This is a genomic window from Colwellia sp. BRX8-7, assembly GCF_014077275.1.
Classification (GTDB): Bacteria; Pseudomonadota; Gammaproteobacteria; order Enterobacterales; family Alteromonadaceae; genus Colwellia_A.
The window spans coordinates 70,383-96,562 of sequence record NZ_JACGVP010000010.1 but is presented as its reverse complement, the minus strand read 5'-3'; the positions used below and the strand labels follow the sequence as shown (position 1 = coordinate 96,562).

General features: G+C 38.0%; 27 protein-coding genes. 15 read left to right on the top strand and 12 right to left on the bottom strand.

The window, feature by feature from the left end:
• Nucleotides 1–77 precede the first annotated feature (77 nt).
• On the bottom strand, nucleotides 78–563 hold the full coding sequence (locus H4J57_RS11365; protein WP_182215005.1) for a zinc ribbon-containing protein: 486 nt from the start codon (nucleotides 561–563) through the stop codon (nucleotides 78–80).
• Between the two features lie 248 nt (nucleotides 564–811).
• On the opposite strand from H4J57_RS11365, the gene leuS reads away from it, so the two are divergent.
• The 15 genes from leuS to H4J57_RS11290 all read left to right on the top strand — a co-directional run bounded on the left by leuS (nucleotide 812) and on the right by H4J57_RS11290 (nucleotide 15,460).
• Complete coding sequence (gene leuS / locus H4J57_RS11360) at nucleotides 812–3,415, top strand: leucine--tRNA ligase (RefSeq protein WP_182222095.1); 2,604 nt, start codon at nucleotides 812–814, stop codon at nucleotides 3,413–3,415.
• 30 nt (nucleotides 3,416–3,445) lie between these two features.
• The gene (gene lptE, locus H4J57_RS11355) at nucleotides 3,446–3,967 is read left to right on the top strand and encodes an LPS assembly lipoprotein LptE (RefSeq protein ID WP_259364662.1); all 522 of its coding nucleotides are present in this window, start codon (nucleotides 3,446–3,448) and stop codon (nucleotides 3,965–3,967) included.
• Nucleotides 3,967–5,010, top strand: coding sequence for a DNA polymerase III subunit delta (gene holA, locus H4J57_RS11350; protein ID WP_182242969.1), 1,044 nt, complete (start codon nucleotides 3,967–3,969; stop codon nucleotides 5,008–5,010). Before lptE ends, holA begins: the two co-directional genes overlap by 1 nt.
• Nucleotides 4,997–5,665 (top strand): nicotinate-nucleotide adenylyltransferase, encoded by a 669-nt coding sequence (nadD, locus tag H4J57_RS11345; RefSeq protein ID WP_182222093.1) that lies wholly within the window; start codon nucleotides 4,997–4,999, stop codon nucleotides 5,663–5,665. Before holA ends, nadD begins: the two co-directional genes overlap by 14 nt.
• A gap of 70 nt (nucleotides 5,666–5,735) precedes the next feature.
• Complete coding sequence (rsfS, locus tag H4J57_RS11340; RefSeq protein WP_070376106.1) at nucleotides 5,736–6,053, top strand: ribosome silencing factor; 318 nt, start codon at nucleotides 5,736–5,738, stop codon at nucleotides 6,051–6,053.
• 28 nt (nucleotides 6,054–6,081) lie between these two features.
• On the top strand, nucleotides 6,082–6,552 hold the full coding sequence (rlmH, locus tag H4J57_RS11335) for a 23S rRNA (pseudouridine(1915)-N(3))-methyltransferase RlmH (RefSeq protein ID WP_070376105.1): 471 nt from the start codon (nucleotides 6,082–6,084) through the stop codon (nucleotides 6,550–6,552).
• A gap of 2 nt (nucleotides 6,553–6,554) precedes the next feature.
• Nucleotides 6,555–8,558, top strand: coding sequence for a penicillin-binding protein 2 (gene mrdA / locus H4J57_RS11330; protein ID WP_182215013.1), 2,004 nt, complete (start codon nucleotides 6,555–6,557; stop codon nucleotides 8,556–8,558).
• Nucleotides 8,558–9,673 carry a rod shape-determining protein RodA gene (gene rodA / locus H4J57_RS11325; RefSeq protein ID WP_182242967.1) on the top strand — a complete coding sequence of 372 codons (1,116 nt, stop codon included), beginning with the start codon at nucleotides 8,558–8,560 and terminating at the stop codon, nucleotides 9,671–9,673. The genes mrdA and rodA overlap by 1 nt, the downstream gene beginning before the upstream one ends.
• 39 nt (nucleotides 9,674–9,712) lie before the next feature.
• Nucleotides 9,713–10,507 (top strand): septal ring lytic transglycosylase RlpA family protein, encoded by a 795-nt coding sequence (locus tag H4J57_RS11320; protein ID WP_310733724.1) that lies wholly within the window; start codon nucleotides 9,713–9,715, stop codon nucleotides 10,505–10,507.
• A gap of 102 nt (nucleotides 10,508–10,609) precedes the next feature.
• Nucleotides 10,610–11,797 (top strand): serine hydrolase, encoded by a 1,188-nt coding sequence (locus H4J57_RS11315; protein ID WP_182215016.1) that lies wholly within the window; start codon nucleotides 10,610–10,612, stop codon nucleotides 11,795–11,797.
• A gap of 173 nt (nucleotides 11,798–11,970) precedes the next feature.
• Nucleotides 11,971–12,234: a DUF493 family protein YbeD gene (gene ybeD, locus H4J57_RS11310; RefSeq protein ID WP_070376102.1), complete on the top strand. Its 264-nt coding sequence runs from the start codon at nucleotides 11,971–11,973 to the stop codon at nucleotides 12,232–12,234.
• A gap of 142 nt (nucleotides 12,235–12,376) precedes the next feature.
• A complete protein-coding gene (gene lipB / locus H4J57_RS11305) occupies nucleotides 12,377–13,000 on the top strand; it encodes a lipoyl(octanoyl) transferase LipB (protein ID WP_220463210.1) in 624 nt (207 codons plus the stop codon).
• Nucleotides 12,990–13,958: a lipoyl synthase gene (lipA, locus tag H4J57_RS11300; protein ID WP_182215017.1), complete on the top strand. Its 969-nt coding sequence runs from the start codon at nucleotides 12,990–12,992 to the stop codon at nucleotides 13,956–13,958. The genes lipB and lipA overlap by 11 nt, the downstream gene beginning before the upstream one ends.
• A 247-nt stretch (nucleotides 13,959–14,205) precedes the next feature.
• Entirely contained in the window at nucleotides 14,206–14,586 is a 381-nt protein-coding gene (locus H4J57_RS11295) for a GntR family transcriptional regulator (protein WP_070376099.1), read from the top strand.
• A 10-nt stretch (nucleotides 14,587–14,596) separates the two neighbouring features.
• On the top strand, nucleotides 14,597–15,460 hold the full coding sequence (locus H4J57_RS11290) for a hypothetical protein (RefSeq protein ID WP_182242965.1): 864 nt from the start codon (nucleotides 14,597–14,599) through the stop codon (nucleotides 15,458–15,460).
• A 78-nt stretch (nucleotides 15,461–15,538) separates the two neighbouring features.
• Here the strand turns inward: H4J57_RS11290 and H4J57_RS11285 are convergent, their stop codons facing one another.
• From H4J57_RS11285 to iscU, 11 genes are all read right to left on the bottom strand, one after another.
• Nucleotides 15,539–16,939: a hypothetical protein gene (locus H4J57_RS11285; protein WP_070376097.1), complete on the bottom strand. Its 1,401-nt coding sequence runs from the start codon at nucleotides 16,937–16,939 to the stop codon at nucleotides 15,539–15,541.
• 132 nt (nucleotides 16,940–17,071) lie between these two features.
• Nucleotides 17,072–17,404 (bottom strand): PBPRA1643 family SWIM/SEC-C metal-binding motif protein, encoded by a 333-nt coding sequence (locus H4J57_RS11280; protein WP_182215022.1) that lies wholly within the window; start codon nucleotides 17,402–17,404, stop codon nucleotides 17,072–17,074.
• Between the two features lie 290 nt (nucleotides 17,405–17,694).
• Nucleotides 17,695–18,279, bottom strand: coding sequence for a YceI family protein (locus H4J57_RS11275; RefSeq protein ID WP_182242963.1), 585 nt, complete (start codon nucleotides 18,277–18,279; stop codon nucleotides 17,695–17,697).
• A gap of 35 nt (nucleotides 18,280–18,314) precedes the next feature.
• Entirely contained in the window at nucleotides 18,315–18,878 is a 564-nt protein-coding gene (locus tag H4J57_RS11270) for a cytochrome b (protein WP_182215112.1), read from the bottom strand.
• A gap of 160 nt (nucleotides 18,879–19,038) precedes the next feature.
• On the bottom strand, nucleotides 19,039–19,668 hold the full coding sequence (cobO, locus tag H4J57_RS11265; RefSeq protein ID WP_182222086.1) for a cob(I)yrinic acid a,c-diamide adenosyltransferase: 630 nt from the start codon (nucleotides 19,666–19,668) through the stop codon (nucleotides 19,039–19,041).
• A gap of 169 nt (nucleotides 19,669–19,837) precedes the next feature.
• The gene (locus tag H4J57_RS11260) at nucleotides 19,838–22,225 is read right to left on the bottom strand and encodes an EAL domain-containing protein (protein WP_182242962.1); all 2,388 of its coding nucleotides are present in this window, start codon (nucleotides 22,223–22,225) and stop codon (nucleotides 19,838–19,840) included.
• Nucleotides 22,226–22,476: 251 nt separating this feature from the next.
• Nucleotides 22,477–22,815 carry an ISC system 2Fe-2S type ferredoxin gene (fdx, locus tag H4J57_RS11255; protein ID WP_070376092.1) on the bottom strand — a complete coding sequence of 113 codons (339 nt, stop codon included), beginning with the start codon at nucleotides 22,813–22,815 and terminating at the stop codon, nucleotides 22,477–22,479.
• Between the two features lie 21 nt (nucleotides 22,816–22,836).
• Nucleotides 22,837–24,699 (bottom strand): Fe-S protein assembly chaperone HscA, encoded by a 1,863-nt coding sequence (gene hscA / locus H4J57_RS11250; protein ID WP_182215027.1) that lies wholly within the window; start codon nucleotides 24,697–24,699, stop codon nucleotides 22,837–22,839.
• Between the two features lie 115 nt (nucleotides 24,700–24,814).
• A complete protein-coding gene (gene hscB / locus H4J57_RS11245; RefSeq protein ID WP_182215029.1) occupies nucleotides 24,815–25,345 on the bottom strand; it encodes a co-chaperone HscB in 531 nt (176 codons plus the stop codon).
• A 106-nt stretch (nucleotides 25,346–25,451) separates the two neighbouring features.
• Nucleotides 25,452–25,775, bottom strand: a complete 324-nt coding sequence (iscA, locus tag H4J57_RS11240) for an iron-sulfur cluster assembly protein IscA (protein ID WP_070376089.1) — start codon at nucleotides 25,773–25,775, stop codon at nucleotides 25,452–25,454.
• Between the two features lie 15 nt (nucleotides 25,776–25,790).
• Nucleotides 25,791–26,171, bottom strand: a complete 381-nt coding sequence (gene iscU, locus H4J57_RS11235) for a Fe-S cluster assembly scaffold IscU (RefSeq protein ID WP_070376088.1) — start codon at nucleotides 26,169–26,171, stop codon at nucleotides 25,791–25,793.
• Nucleotides 26,172–26,180 lie beyond the last annotated feature (9 nt).

Sequence of the window (26,180 nt, the reverse complement as noted above, 5' to 3'; positions counted from 1 at the left end):
TAATTAATAAATTTAATACTGCCAGTGTACCCTCATTTTAAATAATTAGTAAATTTTAGTGGCGTCCCAGCTTCGTTTTAAGGAGCAAAGGGTAACCTTATAAAAGAACTACCGCCGCAATTAAAACAATCAGCAACATCCGCCGCATGACTGTATGTTATTTTTTCTTGGCAATGCTGGCACTCTAACAAACCAAAACCAATAAAGTCGCCCGTTTTATATAGACCACGATGCTTAATATCTTCATCAAGCTCTGACCACTCCACTTGTGACTTATCAGTGATCGCTTGCATATTTTTCCAGAAAGACTCATTGAGTAAGCCTAAATAGAGGGAATGTTTGGCTTGTGCTTCATTTTGAATAATAAATTCGTTGATATCAAAACGTAAATTATCAACAAACTGCTTAACTTTCTCTTCGGGTAATTTTTCTGCCGCTTGCAAGTAAAGCTTACTTTGCTCTACTTTGTTAACGATATCAGTTATCTCATGCTGGTTAACATCTTCAGCCCATGTAACTAAAGCTTGATAAAGCTCTTGAAAAACACTATTTTTTGATTTCATAACACATTCCTCGACGACTTATAGATTAAGTATAGCTAGTCATAGCTTTATAGAAAAACAAATCAAATAAACTTCTAAAAACTATAACATATCCTTACTTTACTTCAATATGCTCAAAACAGTATCTTGATGTGAGACAGGTATATAAGGTATTCTATCGCCATTATTTTTATGCGTTCATGATCGCGGTCAATTTACTATTGATTGGCTAATGAACACCACATTCTAAAGTGTTTGAGAAATCTTTAATGGAATCCATTTACAATCCCCAAGCTATCGAAGCGCAAGTTCAAAAATTTTGGACTGATAACAATACCTTTAAAGCCGAAGAAAAGCCCGGCCAAGAAAAATATTACTGTCTTGCTATGTTCCCTTATCCAAGTGGACGTTTACATATGGGGCATGTGCGTAATTATAGTTTAGGCGATGTTATCTCTCGCTATCAACGCCTGCAAGGCAAAAATGTTATGCAACCTATGGGTTGGGACGCATTTGGTTTGCCTGCAGAAAATGCGGCAATTAAAAACAAAACAGCGCCGGCTAAATGGACCTATGAAAATATTGATTACATGCGTAACCAATTACAATCACTGGGTTTTGCTTACGACTGGAGCCGTGAATTAGCGACTTGTAAAAAAGACTATTACAAATGGGAACAATGGTTCTTTACGCAACTTTACGAAAAAGGTTTAGTTTATAAGAAAAATGCTACGGTCAACTGGGATCCCGTTGATCAAACAGTATTGGCAAACGAGCAGGTTATTGACGGACGTGGTTGGCGTTCAGGCGCACCGGTTGAACGTAAAGAAATTCCACAGTGGTTTATTAAAATTACTGATTACGCTGAAGAGTTACTTACAGATTTAGACCAACTTACTGAATGGCCTGAACAAGTTAAGACTATGCAACGTAATTGGATTGGCCGCAGCGAAGGTATTGAAATGACCTTCCAAGTTGCAGATTCAGATGAAAGCTTTGACATCTACACCACACGTCCAGATACACTCATGGGAGTTACTTACGTAGCACTTGCTGCGCAGCATCCACTGGCTTTAGCTGCAGCAAAAAACAACCCTGCATTGAACGACTTTATCACTGAATGCAAAACCAATAAATCTACCGAAGCCGATATGGCAACGATGGAGAAAAAAGGTGCCGATACCGGTCTTAAAGCGATTCACCCACTAACCGGTAACATCGTTCCAGTTTGGGCAGCAAACTTTGTCTTAATGGATTACGGTTCAGGTGCGGTAATGTCTGTTCCTGGCCACGACCAACGTGACTTCGAATTTGCCACTAAATACGGCTTGGAGATTACCCAAGTTATTGCTGGTAGCAAAGACGACGATTTCAGTAAGGCAGCAATTACTGAAAAGGGATTATTAATTAATTCAGGCGAATACGACGGTTTAGACTTTGAAGCGGCCTTTAAAGCGATATCAGAAAAATTAATCAGTGAAAATAAAGGCTCTGTAAAAGTTAACTACCGATTGCGTGACTGGGGTGTTTCTCGTCAGCGTTATTGGGGTACTCCCATTCCTATGATGCACCTAGCAAATGGTGAATCTGTCGCGGTACCTCTTGACCAGTTACCCGTTGAATTGCCTGAAGATGTCATCATGAATGGCGTTACATCACCGATTAAAGACAATCCTGAGTGGGCAAAAACCACTTATAACGGTGAAGAAGCATTCCGTGAAACTGATACCTTTGATACGTTTATGGAATCCTCTTGGTATTACGCACGTTACTGTTCACCGAACGATGATACACAAATGATTGACCCCGCCAAAGCAAATTATTGGCTACCGGTTGATCAATACATCGGCGGGATTGAGCATGCTATTTTGCATTTACTTTACGCACGTTTTTTCCACAAGTTATTGCGTGACGCAGGTTTAGTAAACTGTGATGAACCGTTTAAAAAGTTATTATGTCAGGGCATGGTTCTAGCAGATACATATTACCGCGAGGCAGATAATGGTGGTCAAGATTGGATTTCACCAACAGATGTAGACGTTGAGCGTGATGAAAAAGGACAAGTTACTTCGGCTGTTAGCAAGCTTGATGGCAAACCAGTTATTTCTGCTGGTATGAGTAAAATGTCAAAGTCAAAAAATAACGGCATCGACCCACAAGAAGTTATCGGCAAATATGGCGCAGATACTGTACGTTTATTTATTATGTTTACTTCACCACCAGAGCAAACCCTTGAATGGTCTGATTCAGGTGTTGAAGGTGCACACCGTTTCTTAAAGCGTGTTTGGAAACTCGCCTTTGATTTTAGCGAACAAGTAAAAGAACATGGCGAAGTGGCTTTATTGAGCACATTAACCTTGAATGCAGCGCAGAAAACATTACGCCGCGAGTTACACAAAACTATAGCAAAAGTCAGTGATGATATTGGCCGAAGAAACACCTTTAATACAGCTATAGCTTCAATTATGGAATTAATGAACCATTTATCGAAAGCAAGTTTAGTCAGTGTTGAAGACAGAGCGGTTATGCAAGAAGCCGTTCGCGCGGTCATTATAATGTTGACACCAATTACACCACATATGTGTCATGAAATTTGGAAAACATTAGGCGGCGCTAATAACGATAATGCTTCGATTGAAGAAGCATCTTGGCCTATCGTTGATGAGAGTGCTTTGGTTGAAGACCAGAAGTTAATTATCGTGCAAGTTAACGGTAAGGTACGTGCAAAAATTACCGTTTCAGCCAACGCCAACAAAGAAGAAGTTGAAGCCTTAGGTTTAAGTGATGAAACAGTGGTCCGCTTTATTGATGATAAGACAATTCGTAAAGTTATCTATATACCGGGTAAACTTTTAAACATTGTTGCTAACTAATCGCGAAAAAGTCCTACAAGGGTAATAAAAATGAGCCATATGCACAAAAAAACGACAAAACACCAAACACGGGTAGCCGCGGCTACTTTGGTGTTATTCACCTTGTTTTTATCAAGCTGTGGCTTTGCTTTACGCGGTGATTATTTATTATCGCCGCAACTGCAAACTTTGCACTTAAGTTCCGCTGATAAATTTGGGGAGCTTACTCGCCAAGTTAAGCAGCACTTAACGATAAATAAAATAAAGTTGCTGAGCCAAGCTACAGAGAATGTCCCGCAACTTAAACTTTCAAAAGACAGCCTAAACCGTCGCACCTTATCCGTATTTCCAAATGGGCAAGTGGCAGAATACGAATTGATTTATACCGTTAGATATCAGCTAGTACTTTCACAAAAGGATGTTCGCTCTTTTGTTTTTGAACTTAATCGCGATTATCAAGATGATCCCAATATTGCGCTTGCTAAAAGTCGGGAACTGGAATTAATGTTAAGCGAAATGCGCAAAGAAGCGGCTAATAAAATCTTACGCGACCTCTCTACGATTAAAATCTAATGCGGATCTATCATAACCAGCTATCTAATACCCTCAATCAGGGCTTAAAGCCTGTTTGGTTAGTTTTTGGTGATGAGCCTTGGCAAAAGAACAACAGCTTAACCACAATAAAACAGCACTGTCAGCAACAGGGATTTAGTGAAGTTATCCGTTTTAGTGCTGACGATAAATTTGACTGGAACCTTTTGGTTGAAGAGTATCAAGCGATGAGCTTATTTTCAGCACAGCGCATCATTGAAATAGAACTAGTCACCGGAAAAATAGCTGACGCCGGCAGTAAAATACTACTTAAACTCAGTGAAAACTTTCATCCTGATGTACAGCTAATCTTTCATGGTCCTAAAATTGACAGTGCGGGTCAAAAACGAAAATGGTTTAAATCATTAGAACAGTTAGGTTGTTTTGTCCCCCTTTATGATATTGAAGGTCGTCAATTACAACAGTGGTTAAATCAACAAATCAAACAGCATAAATTAAATATTCATCACGATGTTACCCCATTGATGATAGAGCTTTTTGAAGGTAACTTACCGGCTTTAGAGCAAGAGTTACAAAAATTTTCATTGCTGTTTGGTACACAACTAATTATTGCTGAAGACGCAGAAAAATTACTGATTAAACAAGCAAAATTCAATCCTTTTCAGGTGGTTGATACCTTACTTAGTGGTGACCTGCCAAAGTGCATTGGCATGTTAGATCAACTGCAACACGAAGGGGCTGCAATCGGTCAGCTTATTTGGTTTATTCACAAAGAGATAACGCAATTATCAACTATGCTAGAGCAAATTGAACAAGGTGAGAGTATCGATAGTATTTATAAAAAATACCGGATTTGGGATAAAAAGAAACCTCTGTATCAGTATGCCCTTAACCATATTAGTCGTGACAATATTTATCAAGCTCAAGCGCGTTTAGCACAAACTGATTTGATCAGTAAAACCAGTAGTGACTTTAACCCTTTTATATTATTGGCAGATGTTTGTATAAGTCTCTATCACGGACAAACCACCAAAAAATTCAATTTAGATTATGAATTCGGCTAAACGAGTAAGCGAAATTAAGAAAAATATTGCCATAATGGGGGGAACGTTTGACCCTATTCATAATGGTCATATTGAAACAGCTAAAGAAACAGCAGCATGGCTTAATGTTGAACAACTCTTCTTTTTACCTGCGCATTTGCCACCTCATAAAAACACCACAACAGCCAGCGCTATGCACCGAACAGCTATGGTGAACCTTGTTTGCCAACAGCAGCCATTATTTAAGCTTGATAATCGCGAACTAAAACGACATAGCGCTTCTTATACCGTAACAAGTCTACGTGAAATAAAACAAGAACAACCCAACAGTCGGGTTTTCTTTATCATAGGTATGGACTCGTTCCTTAACTTTACCCTATGGCATCAATGGCAAACTATTTTGTCACTATGCCATATTGTCGTCAATATTCGACCTGGCTATCAATTAAATCAAATTAATACCGCCACCCAAGAACTATTAAAAAACCATCAAATAGATGACCTAGCAGAAATAAAGCAACAAGATGCCGGCGGCATTATTTTCCATCAAAACCAGTCGCTTAATATTTCTTCAAGTGAAATACGCCAACAACTTTTAAGCAATAATAAACACAATAATCACTTAACAGAATGCGTACATCATTACATTATTGAAAAAAAACTCTATCAAAAATAATTTGCTAGTTAACCTGCAGAAAAAATGATGATATTATAGCGCATTATTATTTACACTAAGAGTAATTCCCTTGCAAGTTGAAGCGTTAAACGCATTTGTTATTGAAAAAATCGAAGAAATGAAAGGTCGTGACATCACGACTTTAGACATCGGAAAAAAATCAGGCTTTGCTGATTATATGGTTGTCTGTTCAGGTAACTCGAATCGCCATGTTAAATCTATTGCACAATCAGTTGCCATCGAATGCCGCGCTAAAGGTATTGAGCCGTTAGGTATTGAAGGTAATGATGTTGGCGAATGGGCGTTAGTTGATTTAGGCAATTTAATTGTTCACGTAATGACAGACGAAATTCGTGACCGTTACCAGTTAGAAGAATTGTGGAACTAAGCTAATAGTGAAGGTTAACTAAACTATTATGCGACTTACCTTATATGCTGTTGGCAATAAAATGCCAGCATGGGTTACTCAAGGCTTTAACGAATATTGTCGTCGATTTCCGCGCGACATGTCGTTTCATTTAGTAGAAATCCCGCCAGGTAAGCGTGGTAAAAACGCCGATATAGCTCGCATTCTAGAAAAAGAAGGCGAATTATTACTAAACGCAATTCCAAAAGGTAACCGTATTGTTACGCTTGAAGTGGAAGGTAAACCGTGGACAACACCACAGCTTGCCCAACAACTTAAGCGTTGGCAATTAGACAGCCGCGATGTTGCTTTACTTATTGGTGGCCCCGAAGGTTTAGCCCCCGCTTGTATTAAAGCTTCAGAACAAAAATGGTCTTTATCGCCATTAACCTTGCCACATCCAATGGTGCGTATTGTTGTTGCTGAAAGTCTGTATCGAGCTTGGAGCATTAACAATAATCACCCGTATCACCGAGAGTAATAATGGCATCGAACAAACGTGTTGCTATTCGAAACCATTCGGCAGAAGCTAATTTATTTGCGCGCAGAACATTTATTGCCTTTATCGGCATACTCGCTTTATTGTTAACCTTAATTAGCAATATCTACGAGTTAGAAATTAATTCTTATGAAAAATATCAAACTCGCTCTAATTCCAATCGAATAAAACTCCTTCCAGTTGCACCTAATCGCGGACTAATTTACGATCGTAATGGCATTCTACTTGCTGATAACAAACCCGTATATTCGCTTGAGGTTATTGCTGAGCAAACGGTTGATTTGAAGAAACACATTGTAGAAGTCAGTGAGTTGCTTGATATCAGTGAAGAAAAGCAGCAAAAACTTTTTGAAGCACTAAAAAGCAAACGACGCTTTAAACCAGTAGAACTGCACTCGCGGTTAAGCGCACAACAAGTTGCATTATTTTCTGTCAACCAACACAAATTCCCTGGTTTTTTTATTGATGCTCGTCTTAAAAGATATTACCCATTTGGTGATTTAACGACCCACTCTTTGGGTTATGTTGCCCGCATTAACCTTAAAGATTCAATTCGTTTGGCCGAAGAAAATTTAGATGAAGATTATGCAGCAACGCGTAATATAGGTAAGCTTGGTTTAGAAAAATATTATGAAAATATACTTCATGGCACTATTGGTCATCAAGAAGTTGAAATAAATAATCAAGGTCGCATTATAAGAACGCTTGATTATGCGCCCCCAATATCAGGAAAAAACTTAACCCTGAGTATTGATATTGAATTACAAATGATTGCTAAACGTGCCTTAGCAGGCAAGCGTGGCGCTGTAGTAGCAATTGATCCACGAAGTGGTGAAATATTGGCCATGTATTCAAACCCAAGTTATGATGGAAACTTATTTGTTCATGGCATTAGTAGTAAAAACTATCGTAAATTACTTAATCCTAAAAACGACAGACCATTACTTAATCGAAGTGTACAAGGTTACCCACCCGCCTCGACAGTCAAACCTTTGCTCGGATTAACAGGATTAGAAGCAGGTGTAATTACCAATGAATCACGCTTCTACGACCCTGGCTGGTTTCAGCTAAAAGGTCTTGAACGTAAATACCGCGATTGGTGGGCCCCCGGCCATGGCTGGGTAGATCTTAATCAAGCCATTGAACACTCATGTAATGTTTTCTTTTATAATTTAGCGTATCAATTAGATATTGATACGATTACCGACATGATGGAAAAATTTGGTTTTGGCGATCTTACGGGTGTTGATATCTGGGAAGATAAACGCGCTATTTTGCCTGGTAGAGAAACCAAGCGTAGTCGATACAATAAACCTTGGTATACCGGCGATACAATCGCTGTTGGTATTGGTCAAGGCTACTGGACAGTAACACCGTTACAGCTAGCTCAAGCTTTTTCTATTTTAACGAATAAAGGCGACATAAAAATCCCACATTTTTTACGTGCTACTGCAGAGTTAGTCGCGGAAGAAGTTAAAATCAATGAGGAAATCACCACCGCTGAGACTGAGGGTAATGTTAATATTATCAATAAAATGGTCACTAAAATGGCAGAATATGATGATAAACCCCCTATTGTTTTAAAAGACAGTAAGCACTGGAGTTTAGTGCTTGATGCTATGCATAACACGGCACAAAAGAAATATCCTGCATTTAAAGGTGCTCGCTATGACGCCGCAGGAAAGTCGGGTACAGCACAACTTATTGCAAAAAAACAAGATGAGAAATATGATGCAGAAGCCACTAAAGAAAAGCAGCGAAACAATGCTATGTTTGTGGCTTTTGCTCCTTATGAGAATCCAGAAATAGTGGTTGCGGTTGTCGTTGAAAATGTTTTGGAAGGTGGTGGTGGTTTTAATGCTGCGCCGGTAGCACGCCAAGTTATGGATCAATATTTTGGTGATAGAGTCATTATTAGTACCGATAAAAGTAAGCATCCACAACACAATAATGTTTATGGTGTTGACAAAAACACAGGACGTAACTAGTGCGTAATATTGGTCATGACCAACAAAAACAGCGAAGTTTCTGGCAAAGAATTCATATTGACTTGCCTCTTTTGTTGGGTATTTTAGCATTAATGACCTTAGGGCTATTTATTGTTTATAGTGCAGGTGGTCAAGAAGCAGCCATTGTTTACCGTCAAATAACCCGCTTAGGTATAGCATTATTGGTGATGTTCGCCGTTGCTCAAATCCCGCCCCTTTCCTATCAAAAATGGGCGGTACCCGTATTTATTTTAGGTTTGCTGCTCTTAATCGCCGTACTCTTATTCGGTCATATAGGTAAAGGCGCACAGCGTTGGTTAGACTTGGGTTTTATGAAATTTCAGCCTTCTGAAATAATGAAACTGATTGTCCCCATTATGATCGCTTGGTACGTTAGCCAATATGACTTACCCGCTAAAATATCTACCATCACCATTGCATTTATTTTAGTGTTATTGCCAACCTTATTAATTGCTAAGCAACCTGATTTAGGTACGTCACTGTTAATCGCCAGTTCAGGTATTTTTGTGATTTTTCTTGCCGGAGCAAGCTGGAAGCTAATTATCGCTTGTATTGGCTTAGCATCGGCATTTGCACCCGTTCTTTGGATGTTTTTGATGAAGCCCTATCAGAAGCAGCGTGTATTAACTTTTCTTGACCCAGAGCAAGACCCACTTGGCTCTGGATATCATATTATTCAATCAAAAATAGCCATTGGTTCAGGTGGTTTGCATGGCAAAGGTTGGTTACAAGGTACACAGTCACAACTGGAATTTTTACCTGAACGCCATACCGACTTTATTTTTGCGGTGTTTAGTGAAGAATTTGGCTTTGTAGGTGTCGCAGTACTGCTCAGTGTCTATTTAATGATAGTGATGCGAGGCTTATGGATTGCTGTCCATGCCGACCATGCCTTCACAAAACTATTAGCCGGTAGTATAACTTTAACCTTTTTCGTTTATGTCTTTGTGAACATAGGTATGGTGTCAGGCTTATTGCCTGTTGTTGGCGTTCCTTTGCCCTTAGTCAGTTACGGCGGAACATCAATGGTGACATTACTTGCAGGTTTTGGCATGCTGATGGCGATTAGCACCCATAAGCGTTTTATTGCTTAAATTGATTAAATTGATTAACAACATAAAAAGAATCTGCCAGTGAAAATACAACTATTAATGATGACGCTTTTAGTCTCGATTTCTGCCTGCAGTGTCAATACCGGACGCTATCAACAACACAAAGATAGTATGCCCAGCCGAGCGCCTACGGCAAGTGAGCTTATTAATATTACGCCAAGAGCAGAGCCCCATAGTAGAGGGGGGAATAAAAGCCAATATCAGGTGCGTGGTAAAACTTATTCAGTATTAAAAAGTTCTGAAAATTTTAGCCAAACGGGTATTGCTTCTTGGTATGGCGAAAAATTCCATGGTCATTTAACCTCAAATGGTGAAATTTATAATATGTACGCTATGAGTGCGGCTCATAAAAATTTACCCCTACCCACTTACTTAAAAGTAACTAACAACGCCAATAGTCAATCAGTAATTGTTAGAGTAAATGACCGCGGACCATTTCATCAAAACCGTATTATTGATTTATCTTACAGCGCGGCTTATAAACTAGGTATGATGAAAACAGGCGTGGCTAATGTCACGATCACTGCCATTACTGATTTTGCTGTTACTGAGATAAAACAAAAACTGACTGAAAATAACTTACCTACAGATAGCGAACAACGTAAATATATTCAAGTTTTCGCCACTAAGAATGAAGTACTTGCCAATAAAACAGCCCAAGCCCTAGAGAATTTATATCAAATAAATACCATAATCCCAATGAACGATGGCCTTTTTCGTGTACAAATCGGCCCAATCAACGATGAAGAGGCGTTAAACACCCTATTGACCAGTTTAAAAAAATCAGGTTATCCAAAAGCATTCAGTCTGAAGTAATCATTCGTAACAATTTGCCACGATAGCACCATAGCAATCAGTAACAAAGATGGTATACTGCTGAAAAATTCTTCTTTTATCATTCAGTTTCGTAGGAATATTATGACTTACCCATTAGCTAAAAAAACGGCTAAAACCTCAACAAAACTTCTCTGCCTTTTAGGCGCAATTTCTTTAACTTTTTCATCTTTTTCCCAAGCGTTAACCATTATTCCATCACCACCAGAAGTTAAAGCAAAAGGTCATATACTTATTGACTTCAATACCGGTAAAGTTCTTGCAGAGAGTAATGCCGATGCTTTGTTAGCGCCAGCCAGCTTAACAAAGATGATGACCAGTTATATCATAGGTAAAGAATTAGCAAGTGGTAATATCAACAACACTGACTTAGTCAAAGTCAGTGAAAAAGCTTGGGCAAAGAACTTCCCTGGTTCATCGCTTATGTTTATTGAAGTTGGTACCGAAGTTTCTGTAGAGTTATTAAATCAAGGGATTATTGTCGCTTCAGGTAATGATGCTTGTGTTGCTATGGCTGAACATATTGCCGGTAGCGAAGGTGCATTTGCTCAGTTAATGAATGGTCATGCCGCACAACTAGGGATGAGTAGTAGTTACTTTGAAAACAGTCACGGTTTAGACAGCCAAGAACACAAGACAACACCTCGTGATATGGCAACACTAGCAATGGCACTTATTCGAGATGTACCTGAAGAATATAAAATTTACAGCCAAAAAGTCTTTAGTTATAACAATATTAAACAATACAACCGTAATAATTTATTATGGGATAAAAGCATGAATGTTGACGGTTTAAAAACCGGTCATACCGCTCAGGCAGGTTACAGTTTAGTTTCATCCGCTACTAAAGGTGGAATGCGCTTAGTCAGTGTTGTTATGGGTACGGAAAGCGAACGAGCAAGAAAAGTTGAGAGTAAAAAGTTACTTAATTATGGCTTTCGTTTCTTCGAAACCTATACCCCTTATAAAGCGGGTGATAAGTTTGCTACCAATCGTGTTTGGATGGGCGATGTAAAAGAAGTCGACTTGGGTATTTTACTCGATACCCCTATTACAGTCCCGCGTGGTCAACGTAAAAATTTAGCCGCCAGTATTGAACTTGACCAACAATTAAAAGCGCCGTTAGCCAAGGGAACCGTTGTTGGTAAACTATTTTTACGCTTAGACGGTGAAGACATCGCAGAATACCCGTTAGTAACTTTGCAAGAAGTTAATGAAGGCGGCATGTTTAGCAAGTTAGTCGACTATGTGAAACTACAATTTGTGAACTAGTTAGCAAATAAAAAACCTTGTAATTTTAAACTCGGCTCATGCCGAGTTTTTTATTATTAAGACAAAATTGTGATTAATAATAAAAGCGGTAAATACAATGATCACATTTTATTTGATTAATGATAAAATACCCACAGATTGACTATTGACCAAGTACTATTTAGAGAGAGAAAATGAAAACCAAGTTTGATGAATTATTAGAATTTCCGACCGTACTTAACTTTAAAGTTATGGGCGTTGCTTGCGACGAATTACCTGATTTAGTGATTAATGAACTACAAAAGCATGCACCCGGTGATTACTCTCCTAAAATTAAAGCCAGTTCGAAAGGGACTTACCATTCGCTTTCAATTGCGGTGACGGTTACCAGTAAAGAGCATATAGAAACAATTTATACAGAATTAACGGCTATTGATATCGTCCGCTACGTTCTTTAAAAAAATTACGCTTTAGCGTAGCGATAATAACCTTAGTATTTGTCCGGTGTATTCCTATTATTATTTGGATATAATCGGCATCAATAGAATTAAGTGAAGTATAAACTTGAAAAATTCGTTAATCATTCGACAACTTGCCACTATGGACTACACCAAGGTTTGGCAAGGGATGCAAAAATTTACCGATGATCGTAACGAAGACACTCAAGATGAACTTTGGTTAGTCGAGCATCCAGCCGTTTTCACACAAGGGCAAGCAGGTAAAGAAGAACACTTGCTAATGCCGGGTGATATAGAAGTAGTAAAAGTAGATCGTGGCGGACAAGTGACTTATCACGGCCCTGGTCAACAAGTTATCTACTTTATGATCAATTTACGTCGCCGAAAAATGGGCGTGCGTGATTTAGTAACGCTACTTGAAAATGGCTTAATTGCCGCATTAGCTGATTTTAACATTATCGCCAAAGCTAGACCTGACGCACCAGGGGTTTATGTTGGCGAAAAGAAAATTGCATCGTTAGGTTTACGAGTGCGTAAAGGTTGCTCTTTTCACGGTTTGGCACTGAATGTAAATATGGACTTATCGCCCTTTCTTCGGATAAATCCTTGTGGTTATCAAGGACTAGAAATGGTGCAAACAGCCGATATCAGTCAATTAACAGATACTGCTCAAGCAGGTGAATCCTTAGTAAAACACCTCGCTAAATTATTAAATACCAATAATATCAGTTATAAAACTGGTTGGGACGAAATGAATGACCACTAAAACAACTCGAGTTATCCCTGGCACAAAAATGCGTGATGCAGAAAAAATGGCGCATATCCCTATTCAAATTGTGCCCTCAGAGCGTGAAACCATGCTTAGAAAGCCTAAATGGTTACGTATTAAACTACCTCGTACGACAGAACGGATTGACAGTATAAAAGCAGCGCTTCGTAAACATGACTTACATTCAGTCTGTGAAGAGGCTTCTTGCCCAAACTTATCCGAGTGTTTTAACCACGGTACCGCCACTTTTATGATCTTAGGTGATATCTGTACACGCCGTTGCCCTTTTTGTGATGTTGGCCACGGTCGTCCTTTAGCCCCTAAAGTTGATGAGGCTAAAAAGTTAGCACTAACACTTAAAGATATGAAACTGAAATACGTGGTGATCACTTCGGTTGACCGTGATGATTTACGTGATGGTGGCGCTCAACAGTTTGCTGATTGTATTAGTGAAATAGCCATACATGCACCAAATACTAAAGTTGAGATTTTAGTCCCTGATTTTCGTGGTCGCATGGACCGTGCCTTAGAAATTTTAAATGCTAATCCGCCACATGTCTTTAATCATAATTTAGAAACCGCACCGCGTCTTTATACCAAAGCGCGTCCAGGCGCTAACTACCAATGGTCGTTAGATTTACTGAAAAAATTTGGTGAAGCCAATCCTGCAGTACCGACAAAGTCAGGTTTAATGGTTGGCTTAGGTGAAACAGACGAAGAAATTTTACAAGTTATGCGCGACCTCCGAAGCCATGGCGTGACTATGCTTACCATTGGTCAGTATTTACAGCCGAGTAAACATCATTTACCGGTAGAACGCTACGTTCACCCTGATGTTTTCGATATGTATCAAGCTGAAGCGATTAAGATGGGCTTTAACCATGCAGCCTGTGGGCCTTTAGTGCGTTCAAGCTACCATGCTGATAAACAAGCCGCAGGAGAAGAAGTTAAGTAATCCCCTTTGTAAATAACCTTAAGCCTGAATATCTCGATATCACTGATATCACCGAAATATTCAGGCTTTATTGTATACGACCTCTGTACCCACACATCCACGCAAGAAATTGATTTTATTAAAATAAATCACAAACACTTTTCTTAACACCTCAATAGTTCAAAAAACAAACTATTTTTACTTGCCTTGATCGAGGTTATAGTTGTACCATTACCACACACGGAACAACTGGAGCAGACAAAGAAATATGGAAATTACCATTAATATAGAAGATCCGATGCCGTTATTTACACAACTCGTTGAACAAATAAAATCAGCGGTTATTAGCGATAAGGTTAGACCGGGAGACCCACTTCCTTCGATTAGACAATTGGCTAATGATTTAGAGCTCAACAGTAAAACTGTTGCTAAAGCTTACAAATTATTAGAACGAGACTTAGTCATTCAAAGCAAAGGTTATCGAGGTACCTTTGTTCACCCTGATGCAATCGTAAATAGTAAGATGGATTTAAATGCTGATGTTTTAGCACAGTTAGATAATGCTATTTCTGCCTGTAAAACGGCAGGGGTAACCGACTCAGAAATACGTATTGCTTTTAGTAGTGCAATGAACAGTAAAAACAATTAAGGAGCAGAAGATGTCTATTAACATTTTATTTTACACATTATTTTTAAGCCAAATTATACTCATTTCATACTATTACCCTAAGCAAATAATTAAAAAAATTGATGGGGTTTTAAAAAAATTTCCGCCGGAGAGTTATCCAAAACTTTACCCTGAGTCAACTGAACAGGTTAACGTAGCTAAGGTTCGTTATCGATTACTTAATCAAATAATACTGGTTATTGGTCTGATATTACTGGGGTTCTATGTTTTGATGTCAAAAGATTATAGTGATAAGCAGAAATTTGCAGAAGGATTGCCCTTAATGTTTGGTATGGTGCAGTTTATCCCCTATATGTTGTTAGAAGTCTCTGGGTGTAAACAATTTAAACTGATGAGAAAAGCCAATAAGCGTACCAGTCGTACCGCAGATTTGACCCCACGTCACTTGTTCAATTATGTTTCACCTTTATTGATTATTTCAGCTGCGGTGTTATTATTTTCGTATATTTTATTTGATTTATATATTCATAATTTTGCGATTACCAGCGACTTCATAATTAAAATAGTAACACTGAGTTTGGTACATGCACTCTTTATTGGTTTAGCCGTTTGGCACCTTACAGGCAAACGTTTAGATCCCCACCAAGCCGTGAAGGATAGAAGTAGTCAAACTCAATTTGCTTTGCAATCAATGGGCTCAGTGAGTATTTTCTTAAGCTTATTTTTAATGGCAAATACAGCAGTTGATGTTTATCAACTAGGTTATATGGAGATTATTATTAACAGTATCTACTTTCAAGTTATTGCCTTTGTTGGTATTGGCGGCATGCTTAGAACCGTTAAAATAGAGACGATTGATTTTGATGTTTATAAGGCCGATAATTCGATAGTTTAGCGATTGATTAACCGCTAATTTTATTACGGCCAGTTCAACGACAAATAATATATTTGCAAATAAACTGGCCAACTTATACTAAAGTGGATTTCCTTCAAAATTTTGTTCTGATTTCATCCCTTCGATGTTAATGATTTTCGAACGATTCATTGTTATTTTAAAACGCTGAATGTATTGTTTAGTTTTATTACCCGGTATTTTTTGCTCTTGCACGACCGCTAAATTTATCTGATAACGTCGTTCAACACCTTGATTAGATATCTTGCTGCCATCAAGAGCATATAAACGCCCTTCTCCTTTTTTCAAAAAACGCACAAAAGGTGTTAAATTAAAAAACATCTGGTGCTGAATCTCTTTAAAGCCAGGGATAAACTCTTTAGCAATAACTTTTGAATTACAGCGAAAATGTAAGAGTTGTGCCGCTTGCTTGTTTTGTTGACGGCGTTGTTGAAAATGTTTATTAACAATATCAGGTAAGTCTTTGTTCTTAATATAATCAAGCCATAGGGTTTGCATAGACATTTTATTTTTAGACATACTATCGGTAAATACATGCTGCCACTTAGGGCGTCCTCGCTGAATTTTTCGCCAAAGATAGCGTGTGAGATCATCCTTAAATATTTCACGGACACCATAAATCACCCCTAAAAAAGTGATCAGTACTAAAGTTACTTCGTTAAATGCTGAGCGAGCGTTGAGCACAATTGACATCACGAACGCCATAACGACAGCGGTAATACTACCACGAACTAAGCGTCTTAGATTATTGTCTAGGTCATGAGTGGTTCTTTTAAAGACCACACCAAATTCACTTAATCGCTGCAACAAGCGCATTTTGTTAGTGATACGATTTGGGTCTGCTAGCGTAATTTTTGAATTATACTGGCGCTCTGTTCGGTAATTATTTTCTTGGCGACACAAGGCAAACAACACCTCTCGGGTTTCTGAATGCTCTGAGCTTTTTGGTCCATTGGCAAGCAAATTAAGAAATGACTGTTCGGTGTACCAGCTTAAATAATTATCTACATTTTCAAAGTAAGAACTTAGTTTTTGATCTAAAGGGGTATAGCGGCGCAGTTTTTTTAACAAGCTTTGTGTTTGATCAACCAATTCAAGTGCATATTGATAAAAAATTTCAATATCTTTTTCTTGTAGGGCTTGCTTGATATCTGTTTCGAGTGCGACCCTAAATTGATAAGAAAATAAATTTAAGTTACTGCGATAGTCGCCCTGATCACCCTTTTTTTGACTTATAAATCGGCTACGAACTAAAGGTAAATGCACTTGGCGAGAAAAGTAAGCACTATGGCTTCGGATACTGCTGTGAAAGTAATTATCTTCACTGAGGGTAATAGCATTAATGCCCATTTCTTCGGGAATAGAAAAATAAAGATCAAAACGTTGTGATTCTTGTGGTGATAATTGCTGGCTAACTTTAAATGATAAATTTTCATCTTGCGTTAAGCTGATTTTTTTCACTTAATGATCCTCTCCTATTAACAACAACTGAGGGGTAAGTATCTGTCAATTTTACTCTTTTTACCATAATTGCTTTAATAAAAAAGGCCGAGAAATAATTTCTCAGCCTTTTTTATTAAAACTATGACTTATTTATCCACAGCATTTTTTATATTTTTTAGTACTTCCACAAGAACAAGGATCGTTTCTGTTCGGTGTTTTATCAAAACGCTGTGTTTTAGGGACATTTAATGCCGCTTCTAGCTCAACAATATTTTCTTTTACATCAGTATTAATTTCAATGTTAGCAATAAAATTGTGCTCAGTAACAATAGCGATAACTTCTTGCTGCCTTTCTTTTGATGCAACAACGAGCATTAATGGTTTTGCTGCACTACCGAGCTTAACGCCGCGATTAGGTTTATAACCTGCACTGCCGTGAGTGCCCATAACATCAGGAGTACCGCGATAAAAAAATTTAGACATAAAAGCACCTTAATTGAATGTGAGTGCCGAATAATCAGCCATTAAAAAATTCGCGCGAATTCTAACAGCTAAACGTAATTTTAGCTAAATTTATATAATGTTTACCCATAGAGCTAAACCAGACTTAATGAGATAACACCGTTAGACGACGACTATTTCTCACAGTTCCGCCTCTAAAATAAAGATATTGTTATAAAAAAGCCAGCATCAGTGCTGGCTTTAGTTTATCAGTAGAGACTGGGACGATATGAATCGACATTAACCGGCTTGGTAAGCCAGACAATCACTTATTACTTCTTTATACCTTCAATATGCAGCTCTAATTCAACATGTGATGAAGCAGGTCCTAACGTGTCTGGAATACCAAAATCAGCTAAACCAATTTTTGTTGTTCCACTAAAGCCAACACGGTAACCACCCCAAGGATCTTTACCCTCACCAATTTTTATCGCGTCAATAATAATGGCTTTACTAACACCGTGTAAGGTTAAAGTGCCGTTAATTGCTAATTTATTTTGACCATTATCAGTAATGCTAGTGCTAACGAATTTTGCACTACCAAACTTATCCACATCAAGAAAGTCATCACTACGAACATGCTTATCACGTTCGCCATGGTTAGTATTTAAGCTAGTGCTATCCACCAACATTTCAATTTTAGCCGTAGATAAATCAGCTGCATCATAACTAAAACTGCCACTAAATTTATCAAAACGTCCCGTTAACCAACTGTAACCCAAATGCTTAATTTTGAAGTTAACGGAGGCATGCGCGCCTTTGTAATCTACGATGTAGTCTGCTGCATTAACTGTTGGAGTGAAAGCAGATGTCATAAGTAGCGTTGGCAATATTGAGGCAAGTAATAATTTTTTCATGTGAGTCCTTTTTTATTTAATCGTATGAATAAAGTCTATTTATTGTTTAAACGCTGATAACCAAGCATTCTTGTTAAGGTGTTATCTTTATCGATAAAATGATGCTTTAGCGCCGCTAATGCATGTAAAACAACAGAACACATCAATAGGTAAGCAAGATATTTATGCACCGCACCGGCAATATCTTCTTGATTAGTAAACAGCTCACCAAAACTCATTATTGATATCAACTGAAAAACTTCGATTGCACGTCCATCAGCCGTAGAAATTAAATAACCACAGATCATTAAAATAAACAGTGCAGTATACAAAAATAAATGCATAAAATGTCCAAGTTTTTTTTCTGTATCGCTATGTGTTTTAAGCGCTTTTGGTTTTATCTGAGCGCTGCGCCAAATCAAACGAAAAATCATTACAAAGAATAAAAGTATACCAATACTTTTATGAAGATCAGGCCCTTGTTTATTCCAAGGATTGTAATAATCGAGATCAACCATCCAGTAGCCTAAAGCAAAGAGTCCAATAACGGTTAACGCAACGAACCAGTGTAAAAAGATACTGACCCAGCCATAGTGCTTTGTGGTGTTTTTGATGTTAATTTCGATGTTCATTAGCATATTACTATTTAGTTTACTGTTAATAATACTACAGGGGTTTCGTGAACAGATTAAGTCGCTAAAGCGTGATTCATTGTTTCCATATAGCTTCTAATTGAGTCGATAATATAACGAAACCCGTGATTTTAGTAGATTACCTACTTTACCAGTCAAGTCCTTTTTGTGCTTTAACGCCAGCTTTAAAAGCGTGTTTAATTGGTTGAACTTCAGATACGGTATCAGCCAACTCGATTAAACGGCGATGGCAAGCACGTCCGGTAATAAGTACATGCTGCATTTTAGGTCTATTATTCAATGCCTCAATAACTTCGTCTAGTTCAATATAGCCATAAGTCACCATGTAGGTCATTTCATCAAGTAAAACAATATCAAGCGTTTCATCACTCAACATTTCTTTACTTTTTTGCCAAGCGACTTTTGCTGCTGCTACATCAGTTTCGGTACTTTGTGTTTCCCAGGTAAAGCCGGTTCCCATAACATGGTGCTTAACAGCAAATTGCTTGAGAATATTCATCTCGCCACATTCCCATTGAGTGCCTTTAATAAACTGCACCACGCCAGCTTTTTGGCCGTGACCAATAGCACGCAATACCGTACCAAAACCAGAGGTACTTTTACCTTTGCCATTACCCGTTATTACTACAAAAACACCGCGTTCTTCTGTTGCTTGAGCAATTCGTTGATCAACGCTGGCTTTAATTTTCTTTTGGCGTTCAATATGTTTTTTTTCTTTAGCCGCTGCTTTATCAGCCGCCGAGGGTAAATCACTCATATTATTTCCTATTTAACGGTATCTATTGAAAGAACTCGGCGCTTTAATCTTTTTATAAATTATTTATAATTGCAAAGAGGTTTAAAATTAGGGTATTTTAATTTAACAACAAACTTTCTTTTATGGCTTAACATCGTTTAACTAGTGGATGATGATTAGCACATAAACCTTAGCTTACTCTGTTTAAGAAGAAGCGTTTAAAGTCGCTCTCAAGTAATGGCTTAGCAATATGATATCCTTGCCCTAAATCGCAACCAATTTCTTTAAGCTTCTGATATTGTTCCGCAGTTTCAATTCCCTCTGCGGTAGTTTTAATCTTTAACGATTTAGCTAAATTAACCACAGCTTCCAGTATCAAGACCTTACTATTGACTGCATTTAAGTCGTCAACAAAGCTTTTATCTATTTTTAAAAAGTCTAAAGAAAATTGGTGTAAATAACTTAGCGATGAAAAGCCGGTTCCAAAATCATCTAAGGCGACTGGGATATTAATACTTTTCAAAATGTCTAAATGGTTTTTGACCGCGTCAACGTTTAGGATAAGGCTTTCTTCAGTGATTTCTACACATAACCGATCAGTAATATCTGCAGATTTTAGGTGCTGGTCTTGTAAATAGCCAATAAAGTCTTTAGATGCAAATCCTGATGTTGAAACGTTAACACTCAACTTAAATTGTTTTGGTAACCAGTCAGCCCATAGATTTAATTTACTGACCGCAAGCTTGAGCATATACAGATCAAGCTGTACTATCTGACCTGATTTTTCTAAAATTGGAATAAAAAAATCGGGATACAAAAGCCCTAATTTAGGATGCTGCCAACGTACGAGTATTTCAGCACCAATAACCTTGCCACTGTCAAAATCAATCAAGGGTTGGTAATTACCAATAAACTCTGAATTTTTTACCGCATTATCAAAATCATACTCAACTTTGACATTGGTTGATTTATTTTGTTCTTCGAGCGCTTCGAAGAAAACATACTGATTACGCCCTTTTAACTTAGCTTGATACATAGCATGATCGGCATCAATCAATAATTGTTCTGCGCTTTCACTCGAATTGTTATAAGTCGCTATACCGATACTAACACTGCTAAAGATATTCAAACCGTCGATATTGAAGGCAGAAGCCGTAGCAACAAGAATACTTTCAGTTATACGACAGATAGTCTCATAATCAATTTTTCCATCAAGTAGTATGGCAAATTCATCGCCGCCTAAGCGAGCTAACGTATCCGTATTTCTCAACCTAGTCATTATTGCATGCGCTATACCAATCAGTAATTTGTCGCCAACGTGATGACCATAGGTATCATTAATTTGCTTAAACCTGTCTACATCAATAAATAATATCGCTATATTGTCTTGGCGATTATTCTGGCAATGTAAAAATGCGTGTTGGGTTCTGTCTTTGAATAGCGAACGGTTCGGTAAATTGGTTAAAGGATCATGTAAGGCTAAAAATTGTAACTTTTGTTTGGCTTCCATTCTTTCGATGGCATTATTGATATGCTTAGCCACAAACATTAACAATTGTTTGTCTTTTTCTTGAAATAAGAATTCAGTACTATAACTTTGTACGACAACTATGCCTTTATTTATCCCACTACCAAAAGGCACTCCTAACCAAGCTTTGGGGATGTTACCACGAATATAAATGGCTTTTTCATCAAGCATCTTTTGAATATCTGCTTCATATAATAAAAAAGGCTGGTCTTTAGCTAACGCATAACCAGTAATACTTAAAAAATTAGGATCGATGTTAATACTAGTAAACGTTGATCTATCATCAAACTCATCAATAGCATAAGGAAAATCTATTGTTTGCCCATCATCTTTTAATAGCGCAACAAAAAAATTTTTCGCCAAGGTCAGTCTGCCAATACACTGGTGTAAATATTGATAAAACTCATCAATATTTTTAGTTTTAAAGATAATTTCTGCTATTTCAAACAGTGCATCTTGAATTTTATTAGCATACTCTAAGTTTTCTATTACCTCTTCTAGGCCATCGACCTTTATAATTTGTGAAATTTTCATTGCGGTAATTGTTGCTAACGCAGTGAGTGTTTTCAGATGAAACTCAGTGTAAAAATTAACACTGGCATGTTCCGAATCAATAACACCTAATAATTGCTGCTTAAATAAAATAGGAACTGCTAACTCAGATAAGGTCGTTTCATCCTCAACAATATAGCTTTCAAACTCACGGGTATCTTTTACCAATATTGGTTGTTTGGTCGCAGCAACTTTCCCTATAACGCCTTCATTAAAAGGTATGGTCATAGAATTAGACGAAGTATCTCTTATGGAACTAGTCGTGATTACACCATCATTGAAGGATTTTTTTTTGTCAAAGCCCGACATTCGACTTAGCGTCATCCCCCCTGAATCTAAGGTGTAAATAACGGCATCTTCAAAACCTAATTTTTCGACAATATTTTGAGCTAAATATTGCCAAATTTCACTTGGGGTATTTAATAATAATATATCAGTCGCAAACTGATTAGTGATGGTTAAGCTTTTTATCGTTTCTGATTTAGATAGTTCGGACAAATTCATTATGCCTAAAGTTATTTTTAAAATATATTCACTATTATTAAGCGATTACAACACATAAATATTCATGGTGAGTAGAGCAAATTTTTAATGTCCTGTCTATTTATCTAAGTAATACAGTTGATTTAGCCGTACGGAAAGGTTGACTAAAGCCCTCCTCTAAAAAAATAGTTCTAGCGGTGCTACAACAAAAAAGGGCAGTAACATTAACATGTTACTGCCCTATCTATCAAATTGACAAAAAATGACTAGTGGTTTTCTGAAACCATATTGACCGTATATTTTGGGATTTCAACAACTAAGTCTTCATCGCCAACCAGCGCTTGACAGCCTAAACGAGATTCAGGTTCTAATCCCCAAGCTCTATCTAGCATGTCATCTTCAAGTTCATCACTTTCTGCAATTGAATCAAAACCTTCACGTATGATCATATGACAAGTGGTACAAGCACATACTTTTTCACAAGCATGCTCAACGCCAATATCATTACGCAGTGCAACGTTAAGTACACTTTCGCCCTTTTCTGCCTCAACCACTGCACCATCTGGGCATAAGTCTTCGTTAGGAAGGAATATAATTTTCGCCATTTTCTTAGCTCCTAAAAGTTTTTAAACTTCGTCTACTGAATGTCCTGCTAGTGCTGTTTTTATCGAAGAATCCATACGACGTTCAGCAAAAATAGCGGTACTTTCATTTAATATTTCAATAGCTGCTTCAATGTCATCGGCAACCGTGCTTTGGGCAATCTTCGCTAAAGCGGTTATTGCGTTATTTATTGTGGTAATTTCGTCATGATTTAGTAATGCGCTGTCATTAATCAGTGCCGATTGTACTGATTCAATAACTCGTGAGGCTTCAACTTGTTGTTCTTTCAACATACGCGCTTGTATATCTTGCTGAGCATTGCTCATTGAATCTCTGAGCATTTGAGTGATTTCTTGCTCTTCTAAACCAAAAGAGGGCTTGACCGTGATACCTGTTTCGATCCCTGTTGACTTTTCCATGGCTGACACTTCTAATAAACCGTCAGCGTCAACTTTAAAGGTAACACGAATGTGAGCAGCACCGGCAGTCATCGCTGGAATGCCACGCAATTCAAATCGAGCTAACGAACGACAATCTTCAACAAGCTCACGCTCACCTTGCAACACGTGAACAGCCATTGCCGTTTGCCCATCTTTAAAGGTCGTAAACTCTTGTGCTTTAGCAACGGGAATTGTCGTATTTCTAGGAATAACTTTTTCAACCAATCCGCCCATCGTTTCTAGGCCGAGTGATAGAGGAATAACATCAAGTAACAAAATATCGCTGTCGGGCTTATTACCCGCCAAAATATCGGCTTGAATCGCAGCGCCAATGGCAACCACTTTATCGGGATCAATAGACGTTAATGGTAAGCGATTAAAATATTTTTCAACCTGTTGGCGAACCATAGGAACACGCGTTGAACCACCAACCATCACCACTTCAATGACTTCATCAACGCTAATATCGGCATCTTTTAATGCGCGTCGACAAGCACGTAATGTTTTAGTTACTAGAGTATTGATTAAAGACTCAAACATCACACGATTAACTTCGCCATGTTTTTCATCACCATTTTCTAGCGTTAATGAGAAACTAATAACTTCATTTTCTGTCAGTTGTTCTTTGACGTAACAGGCTTGCTGTAACAATTGACGCTCTATGGTTGCTGACAATGGTCGTTGCAAACCCGTCTGTTCGATAATGTGGTCAACAAGAAGATTGTCAAAGTCATCACCACCTAGCGCTGAATCACCACCGGTCGCTAATACTTCAAAGACACCTTTATTGAGACGTAATACTGAAATATCAAAGGTACCACCGCCTAAATCATAAACAGCAATAATACCTTCTTTGCCACTGTCTAAACCATAAGCGACCGCAGCGGCTGTAGGCTCATTAAGTAAACGTAAAACTTTTAGATCAGCAAGTTTTGCCGCATCTTTGGTGCTGTGGCGCTGGGCATCATCAAAGTAAGCAGGCACGGTGATAACAACACCGGTCAACTCACCACCTAATGCATGTTCTGCACGTTGTTTTAAACTTTTTAATATCTCTGCCGATACTTGCACTGGGTTTACTTCACCAGTACGTGTAGTGATGCTTGGATGACTTTCATCACCTGAAAAAGAATATGGCAGTGAAGGGTATTTTTTACGAATATCAGCTAATGAACGACCAATAAGGCGCTTAGCTGAAACAATAGTATTTTCTGGATCACTCACCGAATGTGCTTTAGCGGCATGACCTACTAATACTTCATTCGCTTGGTAACTCACCACTGAGGGTAATATATCTCGACCTTCGCCATCAACTAAGGTTTCAGATAAACCACTTTTAACGCTGGCGATAAGAGAGTTAGTTGTACCTAAATCAATACCTGCGGCGAGGCGATGTTCATGAGGAACCGTGCTTTGGCCAGGTTCAGCTATTTGTAATAACGCCATTTTTAGACTCTTTTATATTCGATTACGATTAACGGGCGGTATGATATTTCATTGTAAATAAAAAAACATCGATTTGCTGTTATTTTATTAAACTAAAATTCATATGAACTAACGATCAGTCGTCATTGAAAAGTTGATCTTCTAATTTATCGAGATCGACGCGTAACTTTTGATAAAACTTTAACTTTCGTAATTTATCACCTGCCAATAAGTTTGACTGGATGGAGTTTTCATCAAGCAAGGTATGCATCTCTAAAGCGAGTTCTTCAAAGCCGGTATTTAATACTGCAGCATAATTTAGAATGGCAGCTTCATGGTCGTCAGCATGCTTAACATCGTCAAGCATTTCATGTAATTCCATTTGGCGCATTAAAAAACTGTTATCACTAAATGAAGCTTGTTCATTTGGCTGATCACTTTCTCGCAATGTTAATAGATATTGTGCACGTTTCAAGGGGTGTTTTAGTGTTTGATAGGCATCATTAATTAAGGTTGATCTTTTAACCGCGACTAATTGCTCTTGACTAGAAGCATGAGCGAACTTGTCTGGATGTACTTTTTTTTGTAGTGTTTGGTAAATATCAGCTAATTTATGAACATCGAGTTCATATTGCTCTGTAAAACCGAAAATCTGAAAATAATTCACAAAAACTCCAGCGAACGACTTAACATTAAGTCGTTCACAAAATATATACCACTGCGACTAAGTTACTTGCTACTCAGCAATATTTAAAAGGCTTAGAGACTTGGTATTAAACGTTAAAGCTTTCACCACAACCACACTCGCCTTTGGCATTCGGGTTTGTGAATTTAAAACCTTCGTTTAGACCTTCCTTAACAAAATCAACTTCAATACCATCAAGGTAAACTAAACTTTTTCCATCGATAATGATATTCACATCAGAGATTGAAAACAACGTATCATCTTCATTTAACTCATCAACAAATTCCATCACATAAGCTAAACCAGAACATCCCGTTGTTTTAATACCAAGACGTAAACCGAGACCTTTGCCTCGATTGGTAATAAATGACTGAACACGGTCTGCTGCGTCTTTCGTCATTGTAACACTCATAAATAACTCCGATGTTTAAGCAGTTTTACTGCGGTAATCTTCAATCGCTGCTTTGATAGCATCTTCAGCTAAAATAGAGCAATGAATTTTTACAGGCGGTAAAGCAAGCTCTTCGGCAATAGCAGTATTTTTAATTTTCCCTGCTTCGTCGATTGACTTACCTTTTACCCATTCAGTCACTAATGAACTTGAGGCAATCGCAGAACCACAACCATAAGTTTTAAACTTAGCGTCTTCGATAATACCGTCAGCGTTGATTTTTAATTGTAACTTCATTACGTCACCACATGCCGGTGCGCCAACCATTCCTGTTGCTACTTGTGGATCATTTTTATCCATTGAGCCAACATTACGTGGGTTTTCATAGTGATCAATTACTTTTTCTGAATAAGCCATGATTTCTCT